Genomic DNA, 20,789 nt, shown 5'->3' with positions numbered 1-20,789 from the left:
CGGGGGCGGACTAGAACTTGATGCCGCCCAGCAGGCTGGCGAGGCTCGCGCCGCCCGCGCGGATGCTCGGAGCGATGCCGGTGCTCGCGAGATAGAAGCCGAACAGGGCGCAGACCAGCCCGTGCGAGGCCTTGAGGTTGTCCTTGCGGAAGAAGAGGAAGACGACGACACCGAGGAGCACGACGCCCGAGATGGAGAGGATCATTGGTATCTCCTGCGGAACTGAGGGGCGGTCACCATGAGCCCCTCCAGCTTCACAGAAAGTATTATTCCGGCAACTGGGGATACCCCCGTACGGAGGATGGCAGACCATGACCGGACCGAGGCCCGAGACCGAAGAGCCCGCCCACGACCCCGAGGTGCTGCAGCTCGCCGCCAAGGTCTTCGACCTGGCGCGGCACGGTGACACCGCCACCCTCGCGGCCTATGTGGACGCAGGCGTTCCGGCGAATCTGACCAACGACAGGGGCGACTCCCTCGTCATGCTGGCCGCCTACCACGGTCACATCGACGCCGTCATCGCACTGCTCGAGCGCGGCGCCGACCCCGACCGGCCCAACGACCGGGGCCAGACGCCGCTGGCGGGCGCCGTCTTCAAGGGCGAGACCGAGGTCGTCCGCGTGCTGGTGGCCCATGGCGCGGACCCCGCCGCCGGCATGCCGTCCGCGCTCGACACCGCCGCCATGTTCGCCCGCCAGGACCTGCTGGAGCTGCTCCAGGGCGAATGACCGCCGGGGCTGAGCGGCGCGACGGCGCGCCGCTCAGCGCCCCCGCCCGGGCCGGCAGGGGCCGGGGTGCGACGACGCTCTCTCACAAGCTTCTTAAGAGCGCGCGTTATCAACTCCTCATGCACTTCGACGCCTCACGCCCCACCGTCCGTGCCGCGGCCGTCGCCCTCGCCGCGACGCTCTCCGCCGTCACCCTCGCCCCCACCGCCCACGCCGCGCCCCGGCCCGCGCAGACCGCCGTGCGCGTGCACGGCCACGCGGTCGACCTTCCCGTCAAGGGCGGCACCGCCACCATCGACACCACCACCCTGCGCGTGACCGCCCGGACGCCCGACGGCACCATGGAACTCTCCGCCCCGGCCGCCACCGCCCCGGGCAGCCCCGGCGCGGTGACCGCCACGGCGGACGGCGCCCGCTGGACGTACCCCGGCACCGGCCTGGCCGTCACCGCCCGCGCCGACAAGGGGCGCCTCCTGATCTCGATACGCTCCACCGGCACCGCCGACCGCACCCTGAAGTGGCCCGTCACCGGCACCGGTTCCACCGCCTCCGCCCTGCAGCTGCCGCGCGGCGAAGGGCTGTCGATCCCCGCCGGCGACACGTTCTGGAACGGGCCCGGGGCCAAGCTCGCCGGCAGCGGCATCGCCATGGACTCGGGCCTCACGCTGCCCCTGTGGGGCTGGTCCACGGGCCGGGCCGGCGTCAGCTACCTCGTTCCCACCGACATCGGCACCACGCTCGACGTCACCTCCGAGAAGGGCACGCTGCGCGCCACCGCCGCCCACCGGTTCTCCCGCGGCGAGGACACCACCGACTACACCGTCGCCTTCAGCCTCACCGACGGCTCCCCGGTCGCCCCCGCCCTGGACTACCGCGCCTGGCTGAAGGAGCACGGGCAGCTCGGCAGCCTCGAGCGCAAGATGGACGCCGTCCCCGCGAACAAGAAGCTGCTCGGCGCCTTCCACGCCTACACCTGGGGCCAGGCCCGCACCGCCGAGGGCGTCCGCACGCTGCGCGCACTCGGCGTGGACCGCATGTGGCTCGGCTACGACGCCGACGACCAGCCCATGACCCCGGCCGCCGTCAAGGCCGCCAAGGACGCCGGCTACCTCGTCGGCCCCTACGACTCCTTCGCCAACGGCCAGGACCCGCAGAAGTCCGACGCACCCACCTCCGTCTGGCCGGACAGGGTCTACCCGGACTTCTGCGTCCAGCGGGCCGACGGCTCTCCCGAGCCCGGCTTCCACGACCGCGGCTGCTACCTCGGCACCGAGGCGTTCGAGAAGGCCGAGCCCACCCACCACTACCTCGCCGACCGCACCCGCAAGATGACCGCGAACGGCGCCGACAGCTACTTCCTCGACGTCGACGCGGCCGGCGAGCTCTTCCGCGACCACAGCGCAGCCCACCCCCAGACCAAGGCCCGCGACCGCGCCAACCGCCTCGCCCGCATGAAGCGCCTCGCCGACGGCGACAAGCTCGCCCTCGGCTCCGAGTCCGCGGGCGCCTGGGCCAACCAGGTGCTGTCCTACGACCACGGCTCCGGCACGCCCGTCCACGACGGACTGTGGGCCGCCCAGCGCGACAAGGAGAAGTGGGGCGGCTACGCCCCCGCCAAGGCCCCCGCCGTCTTCTTCAAGCCCGCCGAACTGCCGGCCGACGTCGCCAAGGCCATGTACGACCCCGCCTACCGCGTCCCGCTGTTCGAGACGGCCCTCCACGACTCCCTGGTCAACGCCGAGCGCTGGGAGCTCTCCTACGACAAGCTGCCGCGGCAGAAGACCACCCGCGCCCTGCTGGCGATGCTCTACAACACCCCGCTCAACTTCGTCATCGGCGGCGACTCCCTCGAGAAGCAGGGCAGCGAGCTCGCCGCCCTCCAGAAGTACTTCTCGCCCCTCCACAAGGCGGCCGGGACCGAGCCCATGACCGACTTCCGGACCCTGAACGCCGACCGCACCGTCCAGCGCACCGCGTTCGGCGACGGCACCCTCACCGTCACCGCCAACTTCGGCACGAAGGCCTACGAGGGCCTGCCCGGCGGCTGCGTCGACGCGAAGCTCAAGGGGGACGGGAAGCCGCGGCGGCTGTGCCCCGCCGACGTCAACCGCTAGCCGGCTCCCCGGCGGCGGCGCCCAGGGCCAGCACGGTCCCCACCGTGTCGGCCTCCGCCGCCGTCTTGTCCTCCCGGTACCGCACGACCCGCGCGAAGCGCAGGGTCACCCCCGCCGGATACCGGGAGGACCGCTGCAGACCGTCGAAGGCGATCTCCACCACCAGCTCCGGCCGCACCGTCACCACATGGCCGTCGTCGCCCACCGCCAGCTCCCGCAGCCGCTCGGTCTGCCAGGCCAGCACCGCGTCCGTCAGCCCCTTGAACGTCTTGCCGAGCATCGCGAACGAGCCGTCCGGCCGGCGCGCCCCCAGATGCAGGTTCGACAGCTTCCCCCGGCGCCGGCCGTGCCCCCACTCGGCGGCCAGCACCACCAGGTCCAGGGTGTGGACCGGCTTCACCTTCAGCCACGCCGCCCCGCGCCTGCCCGCGCCGTACGCCGCGTCCAGCGCCTTGACCATCACCCCCTCGTGCCCGCGCCGCAGCACCTCCTCCGAGAAGTCCCGCGCCGCCGCCCTCGCCTCCTCGGCGGAGGGATCCGCCACCACCAGCCGCCGCACCCGCATCGGCTCCGGCACCACCCGGGCCAGCACCGCGTGCCGCTCGGCCGTCGGCATCGCCAGCAGCTCCCGGCCGTCGACCGCCAGCACGTCGAAGAACACCGGCGACAGCGGCAAGGCCGCCCCCGCCCCCGCCACGTCCAGCCGCGAGCCCACCCGGCCGGCGATGTCCTGGAAGGCGTGCGGGCGCCCCGCCGCGTCCAGCGCGATCACCTCCCCGTCGAGCACCACCGAGTCCACCGGCAGCGCCAGCGCCGCCACGGCCACCTCCGGCAGCCGCTCGGTGATCTCGTCCAGCGTCCGCGTGTAGACGCGTACGTCCCCGCCGTCCCGGTGCACCTGCACCCGGATGCCGTCCAGCTTCTCCTCCACCGCGCACGGCCCCAGCCGGTCCAGCGCCTCGTCGACGTCACCGGCGCTCTGCGCCAGCATCGGCAGCACCGGCCGCCCCACCCGCAGCCGGAACTCCGTCAGCGCCGCCGGACCCCGCTCCAGCAGCGCGCGGGCCACCGCGCCCAGCGAGCCGCCCAGCATCACCGCCCGCCGTACGTCCTCGGGCGCCGCGCCGGCCGCGGCCGCCAGGCCCTCGACGGCGAGCGCGTCCAGCGCGCCCTGGCGCAGCTCGCCGCCGATCAGACGGAAGAGGAAGTCCTGCTCCTCGGCGGTGGCCGCGCCCAGCAGCTCGCCGACCAGGCGCCGGCGCTCGGCCTGCGCGCCCGGGCCCGCCACGGCCGCGATCGCCGTGAACGCCCGGTCGACGTCGCCCACGGTCAGCGTGGGCGCGGCGGCCGGGGCGGGCGCGTGGCGCAGGGTGCTCCAGCCGACGCCGATCCTGCGCTGCGGCAGCCGGCCGGCGAGGTAGGGAATGACGAGGGGCGCCTCGTCGGGCTCGGCGTCGCGGAAGAGGCCGGCCAGCAGGGCGGTCTTCCTCGTGCGGGCGCTCGTCGCCGCGACCTCCCCGGACACCCGTGCGACCTCGGCGAGCAGCATGACTCCATCGTGCGGCGGCCGCGAGCGGGCCGCAGGCCGGGGTGCTCGCGAGGGGGCTCCGCTCAGCCACCGGCCCGCGCGACCTCGTCCTCCTCCCGCCCCGCGCTGTCGCTGATCCTGATCAGCAGCGCCACCATCAGCCAGTTGGCCACCAGCGACGATCCGCCCTTGGCCAGGAACGGCAGGGTCTTGCCGGTCAGCGGGATCAGGGCCAGCACACCGCCCGCCACCACGAACACCTGCAGTGCCAGCGCCGCCGCCAGGCCCACCGCCAGCAGCTTGCCGAACGGGTCGGGCGTCCGCAGGGCCACGCTGAGACCGCGCTGGACCAGCAGCGCGTACAGCACCAGGACGGCCATCGTCCCGGCGAGCCCGAGTTCCTCGCCGACGGTGGTCAGGATGAAGTCGCTGCGGCCGGCGAAGCGGACGAGCTCGGGGTGGCCGCGGCCCAGGCCGCTGCCGGTGACGCCGCCGCTGCCGAAGCTGAAGAGGGCCTGCGCGGCCTGGTCGGAGACGCCGCTGCCCTCCTTGAAGGCGTCGAAGGGGTGCAGCCAGGCGTCGATGCGGCCCTTGACGTGCGGCTCCAGCGAACCCACCACCCCCGCCCCCACCACGGCCATCAGCAGGCCGCACACCACCCAGCCGGTGCGCTCGGTGGCGGCGTAGAGCATCACCACGAACAGCCCGAAGAAGATCAGCGAGGTGCCCAGGTCCCGCTCGAGGGCCAGCACCAGCAGGCTCAGCACCCACACCGTCAGGATCGGCCCGAGCTGGCGCCCCGGCGGCAGCCGCACGCCGAGCGCCTTGCGGCCCGTCAGCGCCAGGGCGTCGCGATGGGAGACGAGATGACCGGCGAAGAACACCGCGATCATGATCTTGACGAACTCGCCCGGCTGGAAGGACAGCGGGCCGATGAGGATCCACCGTTTGGCGCCGTAGAGGTCACCGGGGAAGAACGCGGGCGCCATCAGCAGCACCAGCGCCACGGCCATCGTCAGATGGATGTACCGCCGCAGCCGGCGGTGGTCCGGCAGCAGCGCCACCACCACGACGCACAGCACCACCCCCAGGACCGTCCACACCAACTGCCCGTCGGCCGTCGGATCGGCGCCGTACCGCCGGGCGTACGCCGGGTCCAGGCGGTACAGCAGCACCAGCCCCAGCGCCGAGAGCAGCACGGCCAGCGGCAGGATCAGCGGGTCCGCGCGCGGCGCCCACTGACGCACCGCCAGATGCGGGAAGAGGGCCAGGCACGCCATGGCCCCCGCGAAGGCGGGCAGCCCCGCGGGGACCTCGCCGGCGGTCGCCAGGCCGGTGTACGCGTACCCGGAGCAGCCGGTCAGGACCGCGAGGACCAGCAGCACCGCCTCGCCGAGGCGCCTGCCGGACCCCGGGGGGAAGGCCGACGCGGGCGCACCGCTGTCGCCGCTTCCCTCGACTCGTACGGTTTCCACGGTCACACCCGTCATGATGAGCGGCCGGACCGGAAGAAAACCCGCGCGACCCGAAGAAGTCGCCGGAAACGCTCCATGCGCGGACCATCCATCAGAAACCGTCAGTACGCGGCGCCCCGCCCCCGCCGGGTCCGCTGCCGCGGGTCGCGCGTCCGGCGCACCGCGCGGCTCGCATGAACATGGGCGGGTGACGGTGCGTGATGTCGCGCACACTTAGTGGAATTGTCGTAACCGGCCGGAGCCGCGCCGAGTTGTGGCACCGGCACCGCAGGACCGACGACGCAGGACGGAGCAGTGGTTCAGCCATGAGCAAGCGCCAGAAGGGCCGCCGACACCGCAGGGTCAACCGCACCCCACGCCCGGTGGGTGCCTCCCGGCCGGCCACCGCGCGGCCGGAGCCGAAGCGCGAGGTGCGCCACGAGCGGCCCGAGGCCGCCCCGGCGCCCGCCGCCCTCGGCCGCCACGAGGCCCGCACCTGGGACGGGCTGCGCGCCTTCGGCGCCGAGGGGGCCTCCCTGGACGAGCTGTGCGCCTCGGTCGGCTACCAGCCGCGCACGATCGCCAAGCACGTCAACGGGCTCGCCGGCCACGGCCTGGCGGTGCTGCGCGGCGACCGCTGGTACGCGAGGGCGGAAGAGCCTCTCGTGAGCCGGTGACCGCCGGCCCCGGGCCGCACGGGACGCGCCCGCGCCCGCCCGGCCCGGGGCCCAGGCCCTGGCGCGGCTCAGCCGATCCTCGTCGCGCCCCCGCTCTCGCGGCGCTTGCGCGCCAGCGCGGCGAGCACGGCCTCGTGGCCCAGCAGCGCTTCGGCCGCGCGCTCCAGCGACCGGGCGGCCGTCTCGGCCCGGTCCGCGTGGGTGAGGATCCGCTGCCGCAGCGCCGTGCCCTCCGCGCCCAGGAGCGTCACGGCGTCGGCGCTCGCGCGCAACCGCCCCGCCTGCTCGCGCAGGTTGTCGGCCTGCGCCCGCACCGACCTGGACCAGGGCACCCCGCCGGCCCCGCCGGGGGCCGTCACCGCGTCCTCGCCCAGGGCGCGAAGGCGTTGCGCACGCCCTCCAGGGCCGGGGCCAGCTCCGGGTGGTGCCGCAGCAGGACGTCGCGCATGGTCGTACGGTCGATCCACTCCATGCCCTCCGGGGTGTAGATCTCGGGCCGGTAGTCGGTGGTGAAGAAGCGGTCGCTCTTCAGCCGCCGGGAGGCCATCAGGACGAACACCCGGAACGCCGTGTCGCTGAAGGCGAAGCCGCGCGGCCGGGGTTCGGCGTACATCCCCACCATGGTGTCGACCCGGTCCAGGCGCCCGTCGTAGACGTCCCGCAGCTCGGCGGCCAGGTGGGCGTTCCCGCCGGTCAGCTCCTCGAAGCCGGTCACCGGCGGCCGGTGCAGCGCGGCCCGGAAGGCGGTGTAGCGGGGCACGCCGCGCTCGCGGTCGCGCAGTACGTCCACCGTGCCGAGGTCGACGTGCTCCCCGGAGACCCGCACCAGGTCGCGCAGGCAGTCGGGGTGGTTGTGCAGGGTGATGGCACCGGGGTGCATGGTGCCGAAGGAGTACAGCAGGTCGGTCATGCCCCACCGGTCCACGGCCTTGCGGGTGGCCAGCGCCTGCAGTGGCTCGAAGCCGGTGACGTCGATCAGCGCGCCGTCACGGTGCGAGCGGATCTCGTACTCGTCGCGGATCAGCGGATGCAGCCGGTAGGAGGTGACGAACTCCTCGGTCATCGAGTACGGCGCCGCGTGGTGCGCGGTGGGGGAGCCGGGGATGCCGAAGAGCGCCTCGCCCCGGCCCCGGCGCCCCACCCTGCGCCGCAGCCGCGCGGGAAGCACCCCGTACCAGTTGATGTGCATGGCCGCCCGCGTCACCGGACGGTCGATGACGGCGGGCGTCCACTCCACCGTATGGATCTTGGCCATCACGGCGGCGTTCACCAGCCTGGCCACCTGGAACAGACGCTCGTCGTCCCAGGTGGGATGAGCGGACGCCACCCGGGCGCAGATCGCGTTGTGCTCCTTGACGAAGAGCGTGTGCAGCAGCGACAGGCCGACCCAGTAGTTGTCGTTGAAGCCGGTGGCGTCGATGCCGGCCAGCCCCGGGCGCGTCTCGTCCGGCAGCCTGCCGTCCACGACGGCCAGCCGGCCGCCCTCGCCCGTACGCAGCGACCGGCACCGCTCCTCGTCGGACCCGTAGATCTGCGAGCCGTCCCACCAGTGGGAGACGGTGTTCTCGTACGTCGGAGGACGGCCGGGCCCGGTGTGGGCGACGGGGTCGGGCCGGCTGCGCCGGACCAGCATGGGGCAGCGCGGCCAGTCGTCGTCCGCGGCCAGCGGGACGTCCAGGGGCGCCTCGGCCCTGTTGTCGCCGTGACTGAACCAGCCGTGGTTCTGGAACTGGATCCAGGCCGCCGCCAGCAGGTTCAGCGACACGGCCGGGCGGAAGCCCCGCGAGCGGGCCAGCAGGCGCCGGCTCACCTCGCGCGGACCGGGCGAGAACAGGCCGTGCTCCTCGGGCTCCGGGAAGGTCTGCGGCAGCGCGCAGTTGCGGTCGAAGCGGGTGCCCGCCCGGCCCATGTCCACGTCGTCCGGGTCGTACCCGGACCCGTCGTAGCTGCGGTACGGCAGCAGGACCGGGCTCGGGGTGCGGGGCCGTTCGCCGCCCGCGCCGAAGGTGTCGTGCAGATTGTGGGCGCGCAGCAGGTCCCGCTGCCGTTTGATCTCCAGCAGCGCCAGGGGGAAGGGCAGCGAGTGCCACTCGCGGCGGCGCCGCGGTGCCGGTGTCATCGATCGCTCTCCAACGGGGGGTAGGGGGCGGGACGGTTCAGCGGTCGTGGAGCCGGAGGACGACGGTCTCCTCCACCCGGCCCCGGTACGGCTCGAGCAGGGCGTCCACCCGGTCGCGCGCCTCGGGCACCACGTCGTCGAGGCTCTGCGCGTAGACGCCCGCGTTGTGGCACTGCGGGAAGTCGTGCGAGCGGTCCACCCAGGTGATCTCCAGCCAGTCGGCGGGCACCGGGAAGACGGAGACCGGGCTGCGCCCCTCGAGGTTGGGCACCACGTCGTGCTCGTTGACGAGGCTGACGACCCGGGTGGCAGGATCGAGGGGGCGCTTGAAGTCGACGGGGGAGCCGACGGCGACGGCGTGGGTCAGCCGCCACCGCCGGTTGACGTCGGGCAGTTCGGTCAGGTTCAGGGCCGTGATGCCGCCCAGGCTGTGCCCGACCAGCGCGACCTCGGTGCCCTCGGGGACCACCCGGGCCAGGGCCTTGCGCACGGCCCGGGTGTACGGGGAGTCGTTGCGGCCCACCGCGGTGACCGCGCCCACCAGGTCCTGCGGGCTGGAGTTGCGGGGCCGGCCGAAGGCCATGCCCGGCAGCACCACCACATGCCGCGTGACGCCGTCCGGGCCGGTGACCCGGTGGATCAGCATCCGGCCGTCGGTGCCCAGGACCGCGATGTCACGCAGGTGGCCGCTGACGCTCGTGCCGGGATCCAGCCGCGCCAGCAGGGCCGGGTCCGCCGGCAGCACCTCGGCCCGGCCGGCCCCCCGGTCCCAGCGCGCCCAGGCGCCGATGGACGTCCCCAGCAGCGGATCGCCGTCCGGCCGGGTGCCGGTGACGATGTGCCAGGCCGCCGCGTCGTTGAACGGGTTCTCGTCCACCAGCGCGTTCCACGCCATCACCTCGGTCAGCGACGGCGCGAGCCGCGCCAGGGCCCGCTCGCCGCCCTGCTCGCGCACGTTCTGCCGCAACACCCGCAGGGCGCGCAGCTGGCGGTCCGCCGCGATGGCGTCCAGCAGCCGCCGCACCGGGCCGTCCTCGGCGAACTCCGGGTGCCGCACCGAGCACAGCCGGATGCGCAGCTCCAGCGAGGTCACCGCCACGGCGACCGCCAGGCTCTCGCGGCTGGTGAGCACCCCGCCCAGCCACGCCGCCCGGCCCAGCCGCCCGCCGTCGGGCGCGTAGCCCAGCCCGGCGGCCGAGGTCAGGGCGCCGGCCAGGGCCCGCACGGCCCGCAGTCCGGTGCGCGGCGAGCGGCCCAGCGAGACCGCCAGCGCCGGGTCGGTGGCCACGGCCGTCAGCGCCCGGCCCGCCGCCCGGATCTCGCCCGCCGCCTTCCCCAGCGCCCGGGCCACCGGGGCCAGGGCGGCCACGTCGGGCCCGGCGTCGCGGATGCCGCTGCCGGACGTCATGACGCCCCCGGCGTGCGGTGGGCGCGGTAGCCGATGCGCAGGCGCGTCGCGTCGAAGGTGTACGGCAGCGGACGGGCGGGCCCGAGCCGTACCCCGGCCACCGCCAGCTCCCCGCCGCGCAGGAACTCGGCGACGAAGCCGGTCGCCAGCAGCAGCCCCAGCTCCATGCCGCTGCACTGGGCCTCCCCCCGGCTGAACGGGCTGACGGCCCAGTCCTGCGAGGCCGTGCCGTCCAGCCACTTCTCGGGCGCGAAGCGGTGCGCGTGGTCGACGCGCTCCGCGTCACGGGCGTGGAAGGCGGCGGGCACCAGGACGTTCATCCCTCCCGGCGCCACGGCCCCCCGCCAGCGGGTCTCCGCCGTCGTACGCCGCATCAGGCTCGGCACCGGCGGCCACAGCCGTGCCGCGTCCTGGACGCAGGCGCGCAGGTACGGCAGGGCCTCGAACCCCGCCACCGTGTGCGCCCCGTGCCGGCGGTCCGCCGCCGCGACCTCCTCCAGCGCCCGCCGGTAGTGCGCCGGATGCGTGGCGAGCAGGGTCAGGGTCTGCGTCACGGTCGCCTGTACGGCCCCCAGCGCCATGAACCAGTGCGCGACCTGCCCCTCGGGAGCGGTCTCCGGACCCCGCGGGGCGATACGGAACAGCCCGGTCAGGCTGCGCGGGTCGGCGTCGCACAGATATCGTGCCTGACGCTGCGTCATCTTCCGCCGGATCCGGCGGGTACGGGCCCTGCGCCAGCGCCGCGCGCCCATCCAGTTGGCCTCCGTGAGCAGCTCCTCCAGCAGCCGGGAGAACTCCGTGTCCTCGGCGGCCGCCTCGCCCAGGAAGCAGCGCCGCCCCGCGCGTTCGAGCCGCGCGCGGACGTCCCCCGCCGACAGCCCCGACTCCGCCCGGGGGCCCAGCAACGCCCGGGCCTCCTCGCCCACCACCCGCAGGAAGTGCCCGGCCAGCCGGTGCACCGGGCACCCGGCGTCCAGGACCGCGTCGTTGAACGCCCGCCGCGCCGTGCGCTGCCGGCCGTGCGAGGCGACCAGCGCCTCGGGCTGCACGGCGGCGAAGCCGCTCACCTTCTCCCAGGTGTCGACCGCGTACACCTCGACCGGCCCGGCCAGCACCTGCCGGGCGTCCTCGGCGTCCAGCACGAGCAGCGTCGGACCCGAGGTGCCGCGCACCACCACGGGACCGCGGCCGTGCCGCCGCCGCAGGGCGCGCATCAGCTCCATGCCGCGCCGGTCGGGGTCCATCCGGGCCACCAGGCGGGCGGCCCGGGGCCGGGGCCGGAAGACGCCCCGGAGATAGTTGGGGAGGAAGTAGCCCAGCGTCAGGCGCAGGTTCTCGCTCCGGGTGGCCGTCGGCAGCGCCCCCTCCGGGAGGGCGTCCGAGCCGGCGTCCGTGCCGCTGCCGAAGGTCTCGCTCGTCCGGCTCATGCCAGCACCTTCCCCGGGTTGAGCAGGCCGTCGGGGTCCAGCAGCCGTTTGATGTCCCGTTGCAGGCGCAGGCCGCGCGGCGGCAGCTCCCGGGCCAGCCACTCGCGCTTGAGCACACCCACCCCGTGCTCGCCGGTGATGGTGCCGCCCAGCTCCAGGCCCGCGGCCATGATGGCGTCGTACGCCTCCCCGGCCCGCCGCACCGCCGAGCGGTCGCCACGGTCGAAGAGGACCGTCGGATGGAGGTTGCCGTCGCCGGCGTGGCCCACGGTGGCGATGTACAGGTCGTACTCCCCGGCGATCTCCTCCACGCGCTCGACGAGGTCGGCCAGCCGGTCGCGCGGCACGGCGACGTCCTCGACGAAGGCCGTCATCGCGCCCGGCAGCCCCTTGGCCACCGCGCCCAGCGCGGGCATCACCATGCGCCGGGCGTCCAGTACCTGCCGGCACCGCTCGTCGTCCTCGGCCACCGCGACGGACAGCGCCTTGGCCTCCCGGCACAGCTCCGCCATCGCCCGCACCCGGGCCGCCGCGTCCGGGGCGTCGCTGGCCACGATCAGCGTGGCGCCGTCCGCGCCGGCCAGCAGCGGGTGGCCCAGCGCCGCGACCGCCTCGGTCGTCGCACGGTCCATCAGCTCCAGGGCGGACGGCACATGCCCCTCCCGGATGATCGCCCCGGCGGCCGCGCCCGCGTCGCGGGCGCCGGCGAAGGAGGCCAGCAGCGCCAGCTCCGGCGGCCGCGGCGGCCGCAGGGCCAGCGTCGCCTCGACGATGACGCCGAGCGTCCCCTCGGAGCCCACGAACAGGCGGGTCAGGTCGTACCCGGCGACACCCTTGACCGTGTCCCGCCCCACCCGCAGCACCTCGCCGTCGGCCAGGACGACCGTCAGGCCCAGGACGTAGTCGGCGGTGACGCCGTACTTCACACAGCACAGCCCGCCCGCGCCGGTGGCGATGTTGCCGCCGATCGTGCACGTCTCCCACGACGCCGGGTCCGGCGGGTAGCACAGGCCCTCGCCGGCGACGGCCGCCGCGAGATCGGCGGTGATCACCCCCGGCTCGCAGCGCACCAGGCGGTTCGCCCTGTCGATCTCCAGGATGCGGTTCATCCGGACCATGGAGAGCACCACACAGCCGTCCACGGCGTTGGCACCCCCCGCGAGCCCGGTACGGGCGCCCTGCGGCACCACGGGAACCCCCAGGGCGCGCGCGACGCGCAGCACGTGGCGCACCTGCTCCACGGTCTCGGGCCGGACCACCACGGCGGGTCTGCCCGCCTCGCTGAACGGGGCCGCGTCGTAACGGTGCAGGGCCAGCTCGACGTCCGCCGTGCCGAGGGCCTCCGGAGGCAGGGCCTCCGCGAGGGCCGCGAGCAGCGGATTGCCGACGGGAGGGGTCATGGGCAGCTCCATGCGATGGGGCCCGGAGAAGGGCGAGTGGGAAAGGCGTGGAGAGAGCGTTCGACGGCGTGAAGGGACGACCGCACGGCGGTGGCCGCCGGGCGGGCGAAGAAGGGGTGGGGTGAGGTCAGAGCGTCGGCGGGACGGTCGTGACCGGGGCCTCGATCAGTACGGGCCCCTCGGCGCCGGCGGTGGCGGCGCCGACGAGCTCGGCGAGGTGCGCCGGATCCGTGGCACGGTGGGCGGGCACCCCGTAGCCGCGGGCGAGGGAGCACAGGTCCAGCCCGGGAAGATCCAGACCCGGCACGCCCGGCGTGTTCTCGAAACGGCCGAACCACTTGAGGATGGCGTACTCGCGATTGGCCGGCACCACGAACGTCACCGGCACCCGGTAGGCGGCCGCCGTCCACAGCGCGGTGATCGCGTACTGCGCGGAGCCGTCGCCGACCAGGGCCACCACCGGCCGCTCGGGGCGCCCCAGCTGCGCCCCGACGGCCGCCGCGAGGCCGAAGCCCAGGCCGCCCCCGGTGGTCATCAGGAAGGAGTCCGGACGGTCGACGCGGACGTGGTCGCGGAACAGCTGCAGGTTGGAGGGCGACTCGTTGACCCACACCGTGTCCTCGGGCGCCGCGCTCGCCACGGCGGCCAGCGCGATGGCGGCCGACATCGGCTCGCCGTCGGCCTCCGGCACCTCCACCGCACAGCGGGCCGGCCGGGCGGGGACGGCGTCGCCGCGCTTGTCCACCAGCTCCGCGAGCAGCTCCAGCGTGGGGCGCAGCCCCGCGACCAGGGCGTCGCCGACGGGCGCCCGCGCGGCCTCGCCCGGGTCGCTGGTCAGCAGCACCAGCTCACAGCCCTCGGCCAGCAACGGACCCGGCACATAGGGGTAGTACCGGAAGACCGGCGCCCCGACGACGAGCACCAGGTCGTGTCCCGCGAGCGTCCGGGCCAGCGGGCCGATCGCCGGGGGCAGCACGCCCTGGTAGAGGGGGTGGTTCTCCGGGAAGCCCACCCGGCCCTCGACGGGCGACGCCCACACCGGCAGCTGCCGGCGCTCGGCCAGCGCCACGGCCGCGGACCAGGCCCCTTCTGCGTCCACCGAACCGCCCGTCACCAGCACCGGGTTGACCGCGGCCTCCAGCCGCCGGGCGAGCGCCTCCACGCACGGCCGGTCGGCCGCCGTCAGGTCGTGGACCCGCCGCACGGCCGCGTGCCGCGCGGCCCGTTCCGCCGCCTCGTCCAGCTCCACGTCCCAGTCGTCCATCGGCAGGGAGAGGAACACCGGTCCGCGCGGCGCGGTCTCGGCGATGTGGAAGGCGCGGGCGAGGGCGGCGGGCACGTCCTGGGCGCGCGGCGGCTCGTAGGCCCACTTCACGGCCGGGCGGGGCAGGGCGGTGGCGTCCACGTTCGTCAGCAGCGCCTCCATGGTCATCATGGCCCGCACCTGCTGCCCCGCCGTCACCACCATCGGCGTGTGGTTGGCCGCGGCGGTCACGATGGCCCCCATGGCGTTGCCCACGCCGGGCGCGGTGTGCAGGTTGACCAGCGCGGTGGTGCCCGTGGCCTGGGCGTATCCGTCGGCCATGCCGACGACCACGGCCTCCTGCAGGCCCAGTACGTACCGGAAGTCCGCGGGGAAGTCCTGCAGGAAGGGCAGTTCGGTGGAGCCCGGGTTGCCGAACACGGTGGTCACTCCGCGGGACCGCAACAGCTCACGCGCCGCTGCGCGTACGGTCGTCATGCCTGGCACCTCTTGGGGTCGATGGGCCGTTCGGGGAGGGGGAGCATTGCCACTTCCCGACCGGCGAAGCCATGACGCCGGAAGATCACCTGAGTATTCATCCGCGCGAGTGAATGCCCCCTGGCCTGCGCGGTATTACCGCGCGGCGGGTTCTACCGTCGCCCGCATGCCTGACATGGATGAGATCATCCGACGTATCCGACGGGATATGGACACGGAGTTGCGCAAGCGTGCGAGACGGGCCCTGGACCGCCCCGCCGGCTGGTCCGTCACGGGGGAGCCCGGCGCGGACGGCGGGGACGAGGCGCCCGCCACCGCCGGCAATGCCGGGGCGGTGGCGAGGGAGTAGGAACGGCGACACCCCGCCGCGGGACGCGGCGGGGTGTCGGGGGTCGGGATCAGCGGCCCTGCGCCTCGGAGTCTCCTGTCACCGACCGGCGCGGGCCATGCCGCGGGTGCCGCGTACGACGCCGAACCCCGCCAGGGCGAGGGCGGTCAGGCAGCACACGATGCCGACCACGACGTTGCTGACGTTGGCGGCGGTGATGAACGCGTGGCCGGAGACGATCCAGGGAGCCATGATCGTCCAGGCGCCGAGGCCCAGCGCCGCCCAGCTCGAGGAGTGGGTGCGTTCGTAGGCCGGACCGAAGCCGCCGACCAGGCAGGCGAAGGCGACACCGGTGATCAGATTGTTGATGGACAGGGTGGTCGCGCCGCTGAAGCCCACAATCCATGGTGAGGCGGCCAAATAGACGCCACACAGAAGGGCGATTGCCTCGACGGCCTGGGCGGCGGGGGTCGCCGTCGTCTCCTCGGAGTGGGCGCGGAGCGCCAGGATGTCCGGGTGCTGATCGATCCCGGGCGACGTGCGGGGGACGGTCACGTCAGCCACCTTCTTTCGTACCGGTGCGGACCTGGTTGCATTTTATCCCAATTGACCGCGAATTCACCCTATTGGCGGTAGGAAGTGACGCCTGGTCCGAAGAAGCTGCTTATCGGGCAGGCGGACGGGGAAGGCTTGTCCTTCGGGGGCGCAAGGGGCTGCGGAAGCAGCAGGAACGGTACTGCAGGGGGAGGAGTCATCATGGATGATCCCGAAATGACCGAAGAGCGCGTACAGGACGCCACCGGAACGGCCGCGGAGCGGCCCGCCCGGTCGGCGGCGGACCCCGGGCGGGCCCGCCACGAACCGCTGGCGCCCGACGAGGACGACCCCGAGCCGCATATCGTGCGGGGCGTGGACTGACGCTCACGGGACGTTCCCCGGGCGGAAAGATCCACGTGGCCCGCGCCACGTGCCGATGGCCGACAACACCCGTATGCGTGTCGTCATCGTCACCGAATCGTTTCCGCCCGACGTCAACGGCGTCGCGCACTGCGCCTGGCAGACCGCCCGGCACCTCGCGCTGCGCGGCCACGAGCCGCTCGTCGTGACCCCCGCCGGGGCACGCGGACGCCCCGGCGAGGAGCACGGCGCCGGGCCCTGCCCGGTCCTGCGCGTGCCCTCCCTGCCGCTGCCCGGATATCCGCAGGTCCGCGTCGCGCTGCCGAGCCGCCGCCCGGCCGCCGCCCTCGCCGCGCACCGGCCCGACATCGTCCACCTCGCCGGCCCCTTCGTCCTCGGGGCACGCGCGATGACCGCCGCCCGGCGCATGGGCCTGCCGGCCGTCGCCGTCTACCAGACCGACCTCGGCGGCTACGCCCGCACCTACCTCGGCACCGGCGAAGGCGTCGCCTGGCGCCGCATCCGCGCCGTCCACCGCGCCGCCGACCGCACCCTCGCGCCGTCCACGGCCGCCGTGCGCGACCTCGCGGCCCACGGAGTGCCCCGCGTCCGGCTGTGGCCGCGCGGCGTCGACTCCGAGCGCTTCCACCCCCGCCGCCGCGACCTCGAACTGCGCCGGGCGCTCGCCCCCGGAGGCGAGCTCATCGTCGGCTACGTCGGGCGCCTCGCCCCCGAGAAGCGGGTGGAACTCCTCGCCCCCGTCTGCGCCCTCCCCGGCGTCCGCCTCGTCATCGCCGGCGACGGCCCGCACGCCGGCCGGCTCCGTGCCGCCCTGCCGGGCGCCCGCTTCCTCGGCACCCGCACCGGCGACGAACTCGCCCGCATCTTCGCCTCGCTGGACGTCTTCGTCCATCCCGGCCCGCAGGAGACCTTCTGCCAGACCGTCCAGGAGGCCCAGGCGAGCGGGGTACCCGTCATCGCCCCCGCCGCCGGAGGCCCCCTCGACCTCGTCGACCACGCCCGCACCGGACTGCTCGTCCCGCCGTACGACGCGGAGGCCCTGCGGGACGCGGTACTGACGCTGGAGACCGCGTGGCGGGCCCGTACGGAGTACGGGCGGGCGGGGCGGGCGGCGGTTCTGGCGCGGACGTGGGCGGTGGTGGGGGACCAGTTGCTGGCGCACTACGCCGAGGTTCTGGCGGGGTGGGGTGGGGGGTCGTCGGGTGCGGGTTCCGGTGCGGGTGCGGTTCGTTGTGGGGCGGGGCCGGGGCGGGAGGGGCCGGGCCCTTCCGGGGCTGGATCATTTACGGCCCGGAACCGTCCACCGCGCTGATCACCCCGCACCCGGGCCGCAAATAACCCTTACGCCCCTACCAGGTCCCGTCCCCTCCCACCCCGGCCCCTCACGCGACACGTCCGGCGGATCCCGCACCCGGGGGGAAGGGGGGAGGTGGGGAGGGGCTGGGGTGGGAGGGTTCCCTCAGGTCACGGCGCCGGGCACGCACCCGGGAGGGAGGGGGGAAGGTTCCGCGCGGGTGTGCACCCGAAGACCCCACACCCTGGTGGGCCGACCGGCACCGCGCCGGTGCGCACCGGTGGCCCGCCCACCCTGGGGATCGGCCCGCCCACCCTGGTGGCCGGCCCGCACCCTAGTGGCTGCCCCGCACCGGACCGGTCGATGTGACGGGAGGGGGCCGGGGGCGCAGGAGGGTGTTCCGGAATGCTGCCGGATATTTGTGGGCCCAATGCGAGGGCACGCATCACGTGAGACGGCACCGGGCCCGTAAATATCCGATTCCGGAACACCCTCCGGAGCCCCCGGCCCCCGCACCACGACAACGGCGACCAGCCCACAAACCGCCGGTCACCCCTCAGACCCGCACCGGAACGAACCGCACCAAGGCCCCCGGCTCCGCCTGCCCCGCCACCGCGAGCGACGGCTCCGGCACCACGCCGATCACCGGGTAGCCCCCCGTCGTGGGGTGGTCGGCGAGGAAGACCACCGGACGACCGTCCGGCGGGACCTGGACGGCGCCCAGAGGCATGCCCTCGCTGGGGAGTTCGCAGGAGCCGGCAAGGGCGGCCCGGGCGAGGGTCGGCCCCTCCGTACGCAGCCCGATGCGATTGCTGGCGGGCGAGACCCGGAATCCGGGCCCGGCGAACGTCCGCAGGGCCTCAGGCGTGAACCAGTCGTCGCGCGGCCCGAGCACGACCGGCAGGACCAGCCCCCCCGGCGGCGGCGCCGACCAGAACGTCACGTCGGCGGCGGAGCCGGCCGGCGGCCCGTACGGCTCGCCCAGCGGCAGGGACATGCCGTCGGCCAGCGGCTCCGGCCCCAGGCACGACAGCAGGTCCCGCGAGCGGCTGCCGAGCACCGCCGGCACGGCGATGCCGCCCGCGAAGGCGAGGTAGCTGCGCAGCCCGGCGTCGGCCGGCCCGGCCTCGAGGACCGCCCCGGCGGGGACGCGCACGGGCGCGCCCCAGGCGGCGGGCCGGCCGTCGACCCGTACGGGACAGGGCGCGCCGGTCACGACGGCGGTGACGGCTGTTTCCGGGCGCACGGCGCAGCCGTTGACGGTGGTCTCGAGCGTGGCGCACCCCACGGGATTGCCTGCCAGCCGGTTGGCGAGCCGGTGGGCGGGCTCGTCCAGGGCTCCGGAGCGGGGTACGCCCAGATGGGCGTACCCGGCCCGGCCCAGGTCCTGGACGGTGGTCAGCGCTCCGGCCCGGACGACGGTCAGGGAGTTCACGGGCGCTCCTCGAAGCGGACCCGGGTGCCGGGGGAGAGCAGGGCGGCCGGGTCGCGGCCGGTGTCCCACAGGACCGCGTCGGTGCGGCCGATGAGCTGCCAGCCGCCGGGGGAGGAGCGCGGATACACGCCGGTGTAGGGGCCGGCGAGGCCGACCGAGCCGGCCGGCACGGTGGTGCGCGGGGTGGCCCGGCGCGGCACGTGCAGCCGTTCGGGCAGCCCGGTGAGGTAGCCGAAGCCGGGGGCGAAGCCGCAGAAGGCGACGCGGAACTCGGTTCCGGAGTGGATGCGCGCGACCTCGTCCTCGCCGACGCCCCACAGGGCCGCGACCTCGGCGAGGTCGGCGCCGTCGTAGCGCACGGGGAGCACGACGGGCGGCGCCTCGGCCGCGGGCAGCGGCGGCACCGTCCAGTGGGCGAGGTCGGCGGCGAGGGCGCGCGGGTCGGTGAGGCCGTCGAGCAGGACGGTCCGCGCGGCGGGCACGATCTCCCGTACGGGCGGCAGGGTGCCGGCGTCGCGGCGCCGGAGCAGTTCGGCGTGCAGGGCCTGGGCCTCGCGCGTGCCGGCGACCTCCACGAGCAGGGCGTGCCGTCCGACGGGCAGGGCCCGCAGGGGGGCCGGCAGGGGGGCCGGCCCGGGCCCGGTCATGCGAACGCCTCCACGCGGACGCCCGCGGCCTCCAGGCCTTCGCGCACGCGGCGGGCGAGCAGGGCGGCTCCCGGGGTGTCGCCGTGCACGCACAGCGAGCGGGCGTGGACGGGGATCTCCTCGCCGGTGAGGGCGGTGACCGAGGAGAGGCAGGCCATGCGGACCGAGCGGGCGATGACGGAGTCGGGGTCGAGGACCACCGCGCCGGGCTCCCGGCGGGGCACGAGGGTGCCGGCGGCGGTGTAGGCGCGGTCCGCGAAGGCTTCGGATATCGCCGGCAGTCCGGCGTGCTCGGCGGCCTCGTGCAGGCGGGAGCCGCGCAGGCCGAGGACGGGCAGGTGGCCGCCGGCCCGCAGGATGCCGGAGACGACGGCCATGGCCTGTTCGGTGTCGGTGACGACCCGGTTGTACAGCGCGCCGTGCGGCTTGACGTAGGTGACGTCGGTCCCGGCGGCCTGTGCGAAGACGCGGAGCGCGCCGATCTGGTAGGTGATCTCGTCGGCGAGTTCGTCGGGCGGCACGTCCATGGCGCGTCGGCCGAAGCCGACGAGGTCGCGGTAGGAGACCTGTGCGCCGATGCGTACGCCGCGTTCGGCCGCCCGTTCGCACACCCATCTCATCGTGGACGGGTCGCCGGCGTGGAAGCCGCAGGCGACGTTGGCGCTGGTGACGAGGGACAGCAGGGTGTCGTCGTCGGTCAGGCGCCAGCGGCCGAAGCCTTCGCCGAGGTCGGCGTTGAGATCGAGCACGGGTTCCAACAGGGGCGTCGTCATCGGCCGGCCTCCCGCATCGCGTCGAGGATGAGCCGGAGGGCGTCATCCAGATAAGTGGTCAACTCCGCCTCGGCGCGCCCGTACTCGCCCTGTTCCAGGAGGGAGGCGAGTGTGCGGTTGCGTGCCATGAACGGTTCGTGGAAGCGACGCGGCGAGGGCATCTCGTGGAAGGCCAGGCGCAGTTCGGCCATCAGCCGGTCCATGGCCGCGTCGACGCGCGCGCTGCCCGCGAGCGCCGCCAGCGCCCGGTGGAAGCGCAGGTCGGCGGAGCCGACCTCCTGCCAGTCGCCCTCGTGGGCGGCCTGTTCGGCTCGGGCCACGGCCTCGGAGACGGCCTCGCGGGCCGCGTGGGGGGCGGTGGCGGCGGCCCGGACGCCCGCGGTCTCCAGGGCGCCGCGCATCCGGTAGATGTCGTGGACGTCGGCGGGGTCCAGGACCCGTACGAAGACGCCGCGGTGGAGCCGGTGGACCACCAGGCTCTCGTGGACGAGCAGCCGGAAGGCCTCGCGCAGCGTGTTGCGGGAGACCCCGAGGTCGCGTCCGAGGGCCTCCTCCGACAGCTGGGTGCCGGGCGGCAGATCGCCGCCCTCGATGCGGTCGCGCAGCGTCGTGGCGACGCGCTGCGCGGTGGATCGGGCCATGGCGTCCCCCCATGGGTGGCGGTGGCGGCCGGGCGGCGGGTGGTCCCGTGCCGGCGCGGGGAATTCCGGTGACAGCATTGCCTATTGAGGATTGTTGAACAATATCTTAGCCTCCTCGCCAGTCGCCTCACCTGATCGAGTGAGGTCCGAGAGTGCG

20 protein-coding genes are annotated in these 20,789 nt (G+C 74.8%); 6 read left to right on the top strand and 14 right to left on the bottom strand.

What is annotated here, in order from left to right; genetic code table 11:
• Positions 1 to 10: 10 nt before the first annotated feature.
• The gene (locus AB4K12_RS23695) at positions 11 to 205 is read right to left on the bottom strand and encodes a hypothetical protein (protein ID WP_086566221.1); all 195 of its coding nucleotides are present in this window, start codon (positions 203 to 205) and stop codon (positions 11 to 13) included.
• Positions 206 to 311: 106 nt separating this feature from the next.
• Here AB4K12_RS23695 and AB4K12_RS23690 point away from each other — a divergent pair, with 106 nt between their 5' ends.
• Positions 312 to 728: an ankyrin repeat domain-containing protein gene (locus AB4K12_RS23690; RefSeq protein WP_086566222.1), complete on the top strand. Its 417-nt coding sequence runs from the start codon at positions 312 to 314 to the stop codon at positions 726 to 728.
• A gap of 119 nt (positions 729 to 847) precedes the next feature.
• A complete protein-coding gene (locus AB4K12_RS23685; protein WP_368436120.1) occupies positions 848 to 2,842 on the top strand; it encodes a glycoside hydrolase in 1,995 nt (664 codons plus the stop codon).
• Here the strand turns inward: AB4K12_RS23685 and AB4K12_RS23680 are convergent.
• Positions 2,832 to 4,391 carry an ATP-dependent DNA ligase gene (locus AB4K12_RS23680; protein WP_368436119.1) on the bottom strand — a complete coding sequence of 520 codons (1,560 nt, stop codon included), beginning with the start codon at positions 4,389 to 4,391 and terminating at the stop codon, positions 2,832 to 2,834. The genes AB4K12_RS23685 and AB4K12_RS23680 overlap by 11 nt on opposite strands.
• A 62-nt stretch (positions 4,392 to 4,453) precedes the next feature.
• Entirely contained in the window at positions 4,454 to 5,755 is a 1,302-nt protein-coding gene (locus AB4K12_RS23675) for an FtsW/RodA/SpoVE family cell cycle protein (protein WP_368436506.1), read from the bottom strand.
• 395 nt (positions 5,756 to 6,150) lie between these two features.
• On the opposite strand from AB4K12_RS23675, the gene AB4K12_RS23670 reads away from it, so the two are divergent.
• The gene (locus AB4K12_RS23670; RefSeq protein WP_368436118.1) at positions 6,151 to 6,501 is read left to right on the top strand and encodes a hypothetical protein; all 351 of its coding nucleotides are present in this window, start codon (positions 6,151 to 6,153) and stop codon (positions 6,499 to 6,501) included.
• 68 nt (positions 6,502 to 6,569) lie between these two features.
• Here the strand turns inward: AB4K12_RS23670 and AB4K12_RS23665 are convergent, their stop codons facing one another.
• From AB4K12_RS23665 to mdlC, 6 genes are all read right to left on the bottom strand, one after another.
• The gene (locus tag AB4K12_RS23665) at positions 6,570 to 6,833 is read right to left on the bottom strand and encodes a hypothetical protein (protein ID WP_368436117.1); all 264 of its coding nucleotides are present in this window, start codon (positions 6,831 to 6,833) and stop codon (positions 6,570 to 6,572) included.
• A 23-nt stretch (positions 6,834 to 6,856) separates the two neighbouring features.
• Positions 6,857 to 8,620: a peroxidase family protein gene (locus AB4K12_RS23660; protein ID WP_368436116.1), complete on the bottom strand. Its 1,764-nt coding sequence runs from the start codon at positions 8,618 to 8,620 to the stop codon at positions 6,857 to 6,859.
• A 37-nt stretch (positions 8,621 to 8,657) separates the two neighbouring features.
• The gene (locus AB4K12_RS23655) at positions 8,658 to 10,028 is read right to left on the bottom strand and encodes an alpha/beta fold hydrolase (protein WP_368436115.1); all 1,371 of its coding nucleotides are present in this window, start codon (positions 10,026 to 10,028) and stop codon (positions 8,658 to 8,660) included.
• A complete protein-coding gene (locus tag AB4K12_RS23650) occupies positions 10,025 to 11,455 on the bottom strand; it encodes a cytochrome P450 (RefSeq protein ID WP_368436114.1) in 1,431 nt (476 codons plus the stop codon). Before AB4K12_RS23650 ends, AB4K12_RS23655 begins: the two co-directional genes overlap by 4 nt.
• On the bottom strand, positions 11,452 to 12,855 hold the full coding sequence (locus AB4K12_RS23645; protein ID WP_368436113.1) for an FAD-binding oxidoreductase: 1,404 nt from the start codon (positions 12,853 to 12,855) through the stop codon (positions 11,452 to 11,454). Before AB4K12_RS23645 ends, AB4K12_RS23650 begins: the two co-directional genes overlap by 4 nt.
• A gap of 127 nt (positions 12,856 to 12,982) precedes the next feature.
• Positions 12,983 to 14,596, bottom strand: a complete 1,614-nt coding sequence (gene mdlC / locus AB4K12_RS23640; protein ID WP_368436112.1) for a benzoylformate decarboxylase — start codon at positions 14,594 to 14,596, stop codon at positions 12,983 to 12,985.
• A gap of 166 nt (positions 14,597 to 14,762) precedes the next feature.
• On the opposite strand from mdlC, the gene AB4K12_RS23635 reads away from it, so the two are divergent.
• A complete protein-coding gene (locus tag AB4K12_RS23635) occupies positions 14,763 to 14,945 on the top strand; it encodes a hypothetical protein (RefSeq protein ID WP_368436111.1) in 183 nt (60 codons plus the stop codon).
• A 78-nt stretch (positions 14,946 to 15,023) separates the two neighbouring features.
• Here AB4K12_RS23635 and AB4K12_RS23630 read toward each other — a convergent pair whose 3' ends face one another.
• Positions 15,024 to 15,479 (bottom strand): SPW repeat protein, encoded by a 456-nt coding sequence (locus tag AB4K12_RS23630; protein WP_368436110.1) that lies wholly within the window; start codon positions 15,477 to 15,479, stop codon positions 15,024 to 15,026.
• A 201-nt stretch (positions 15,480 to 15,680) separates the two neighbouring features.
• Here AB4K12_RS23630 and AB4K12_RS23625 point away from each other — a divergent pair, with 201 nt between their 5' ends.
• The gene (locus AB4K12_RS23625; protein ID WP_368436109.1) at positions 15,681 to 15,842 is read left to right on the top strand and encodes a hypothetical protein; all 162 of its coding nucleotides are present in this window, start codon (positions 15,681 to 15,683) and stop codon (positions 15,840 to 15,842) included.
• Positions 15,843 to 15,915: 73 nt separating this feature from the next.
• A complete protein-coding gene (locus tag AB4K12_RS23620) occupies positions 15,916 to 17,154 on the top strand; it encodes a glycosyltransferase family 4 protein (protein ID WP_368436108.1) in 1,239 nt (412 codons plus the stop codon).
• A 538-nt stretch (positions 17,155 to 17,692) separates the two neighbouring features.
• Here AB4K12_RS23620 and AB4K12_RS23615 read toward each other — a convergent pair.
• The 4 genes from AB4K12_RS23615 to AB4K12_RS23600 are packed head-to-tail and all read right to left on the bottom strand — an operon-like array spanning position 17,693 to position 20,632.
• On the bottom strand, positions 17,693 to 18,571 hold the full coding sequence (locus AB4K12_RS23615) for a biotin-dependent carboxyltransferase family protein (RefSeq protein WP_368436107.1): 879 nt from the start codon (positions 18,569 to 18,571) through the stop codon (positions 17,693 to 17,695).
• Positions 18,568 to 19,218: a 5-oxoprolinase subunit PxpB gene (pxpB, locus tag AB4K12_RS23610; RefSeq protein WP_368436106.1), complete on the bottom strand. Its 651-nt coding sequence runs from the start codon at positions 19,216 to 19,218 to the stop codon at positions 18,568 to 18,570. Before pxpB ends, AB4K12_RS23615 begins: the two co-directional genes overlap by 4 nt.
• Positions 19,215 to 19,991 (bottom strand): LamB/YcsF family protein, encoded by a 777-nt coding sequence (locus AB4K12_RS23605; protein WP_368436105.1) that lies wholly within the window; start codon positions 19,989 to 19,991, stop codon positions 19,215 to 19,217. Before AB4K12_RS23605 ends, pxpB begins: the two co-directional genes overlap by 4 nt.
• Entirely contained in the window at positions 19,988 to 20,632 is a 645-nt protein-coding gene (locus AB4K12_RS23600) for a GntR family transcriptional regulator (RefSeq protein ID WP_368436104.1), read from the bottom strand. The genes AB4K12_RS23605 and AB4K12_RS23600 overlap by 4 nt, the downstream gene beginning before the upstream one ends.
• Between the last annotated feature and the right edge of the window lie 157 nt (positions 20,633 to 20,789).

The organism is Streptomyces sp. C36 (assembly GCF_040932295.1).
Classification (GTDB): Bacteria; Actinomycetota; Actinomycetes; order Streptomycetales; family Streptomycetaceae; genus Streptomyces; species Streptomyces triculaminicus.
Note: the sequence above shows the minus strand (reverse complement) of the source record. Positions and strands in the feature narration are given on the sequence as shown.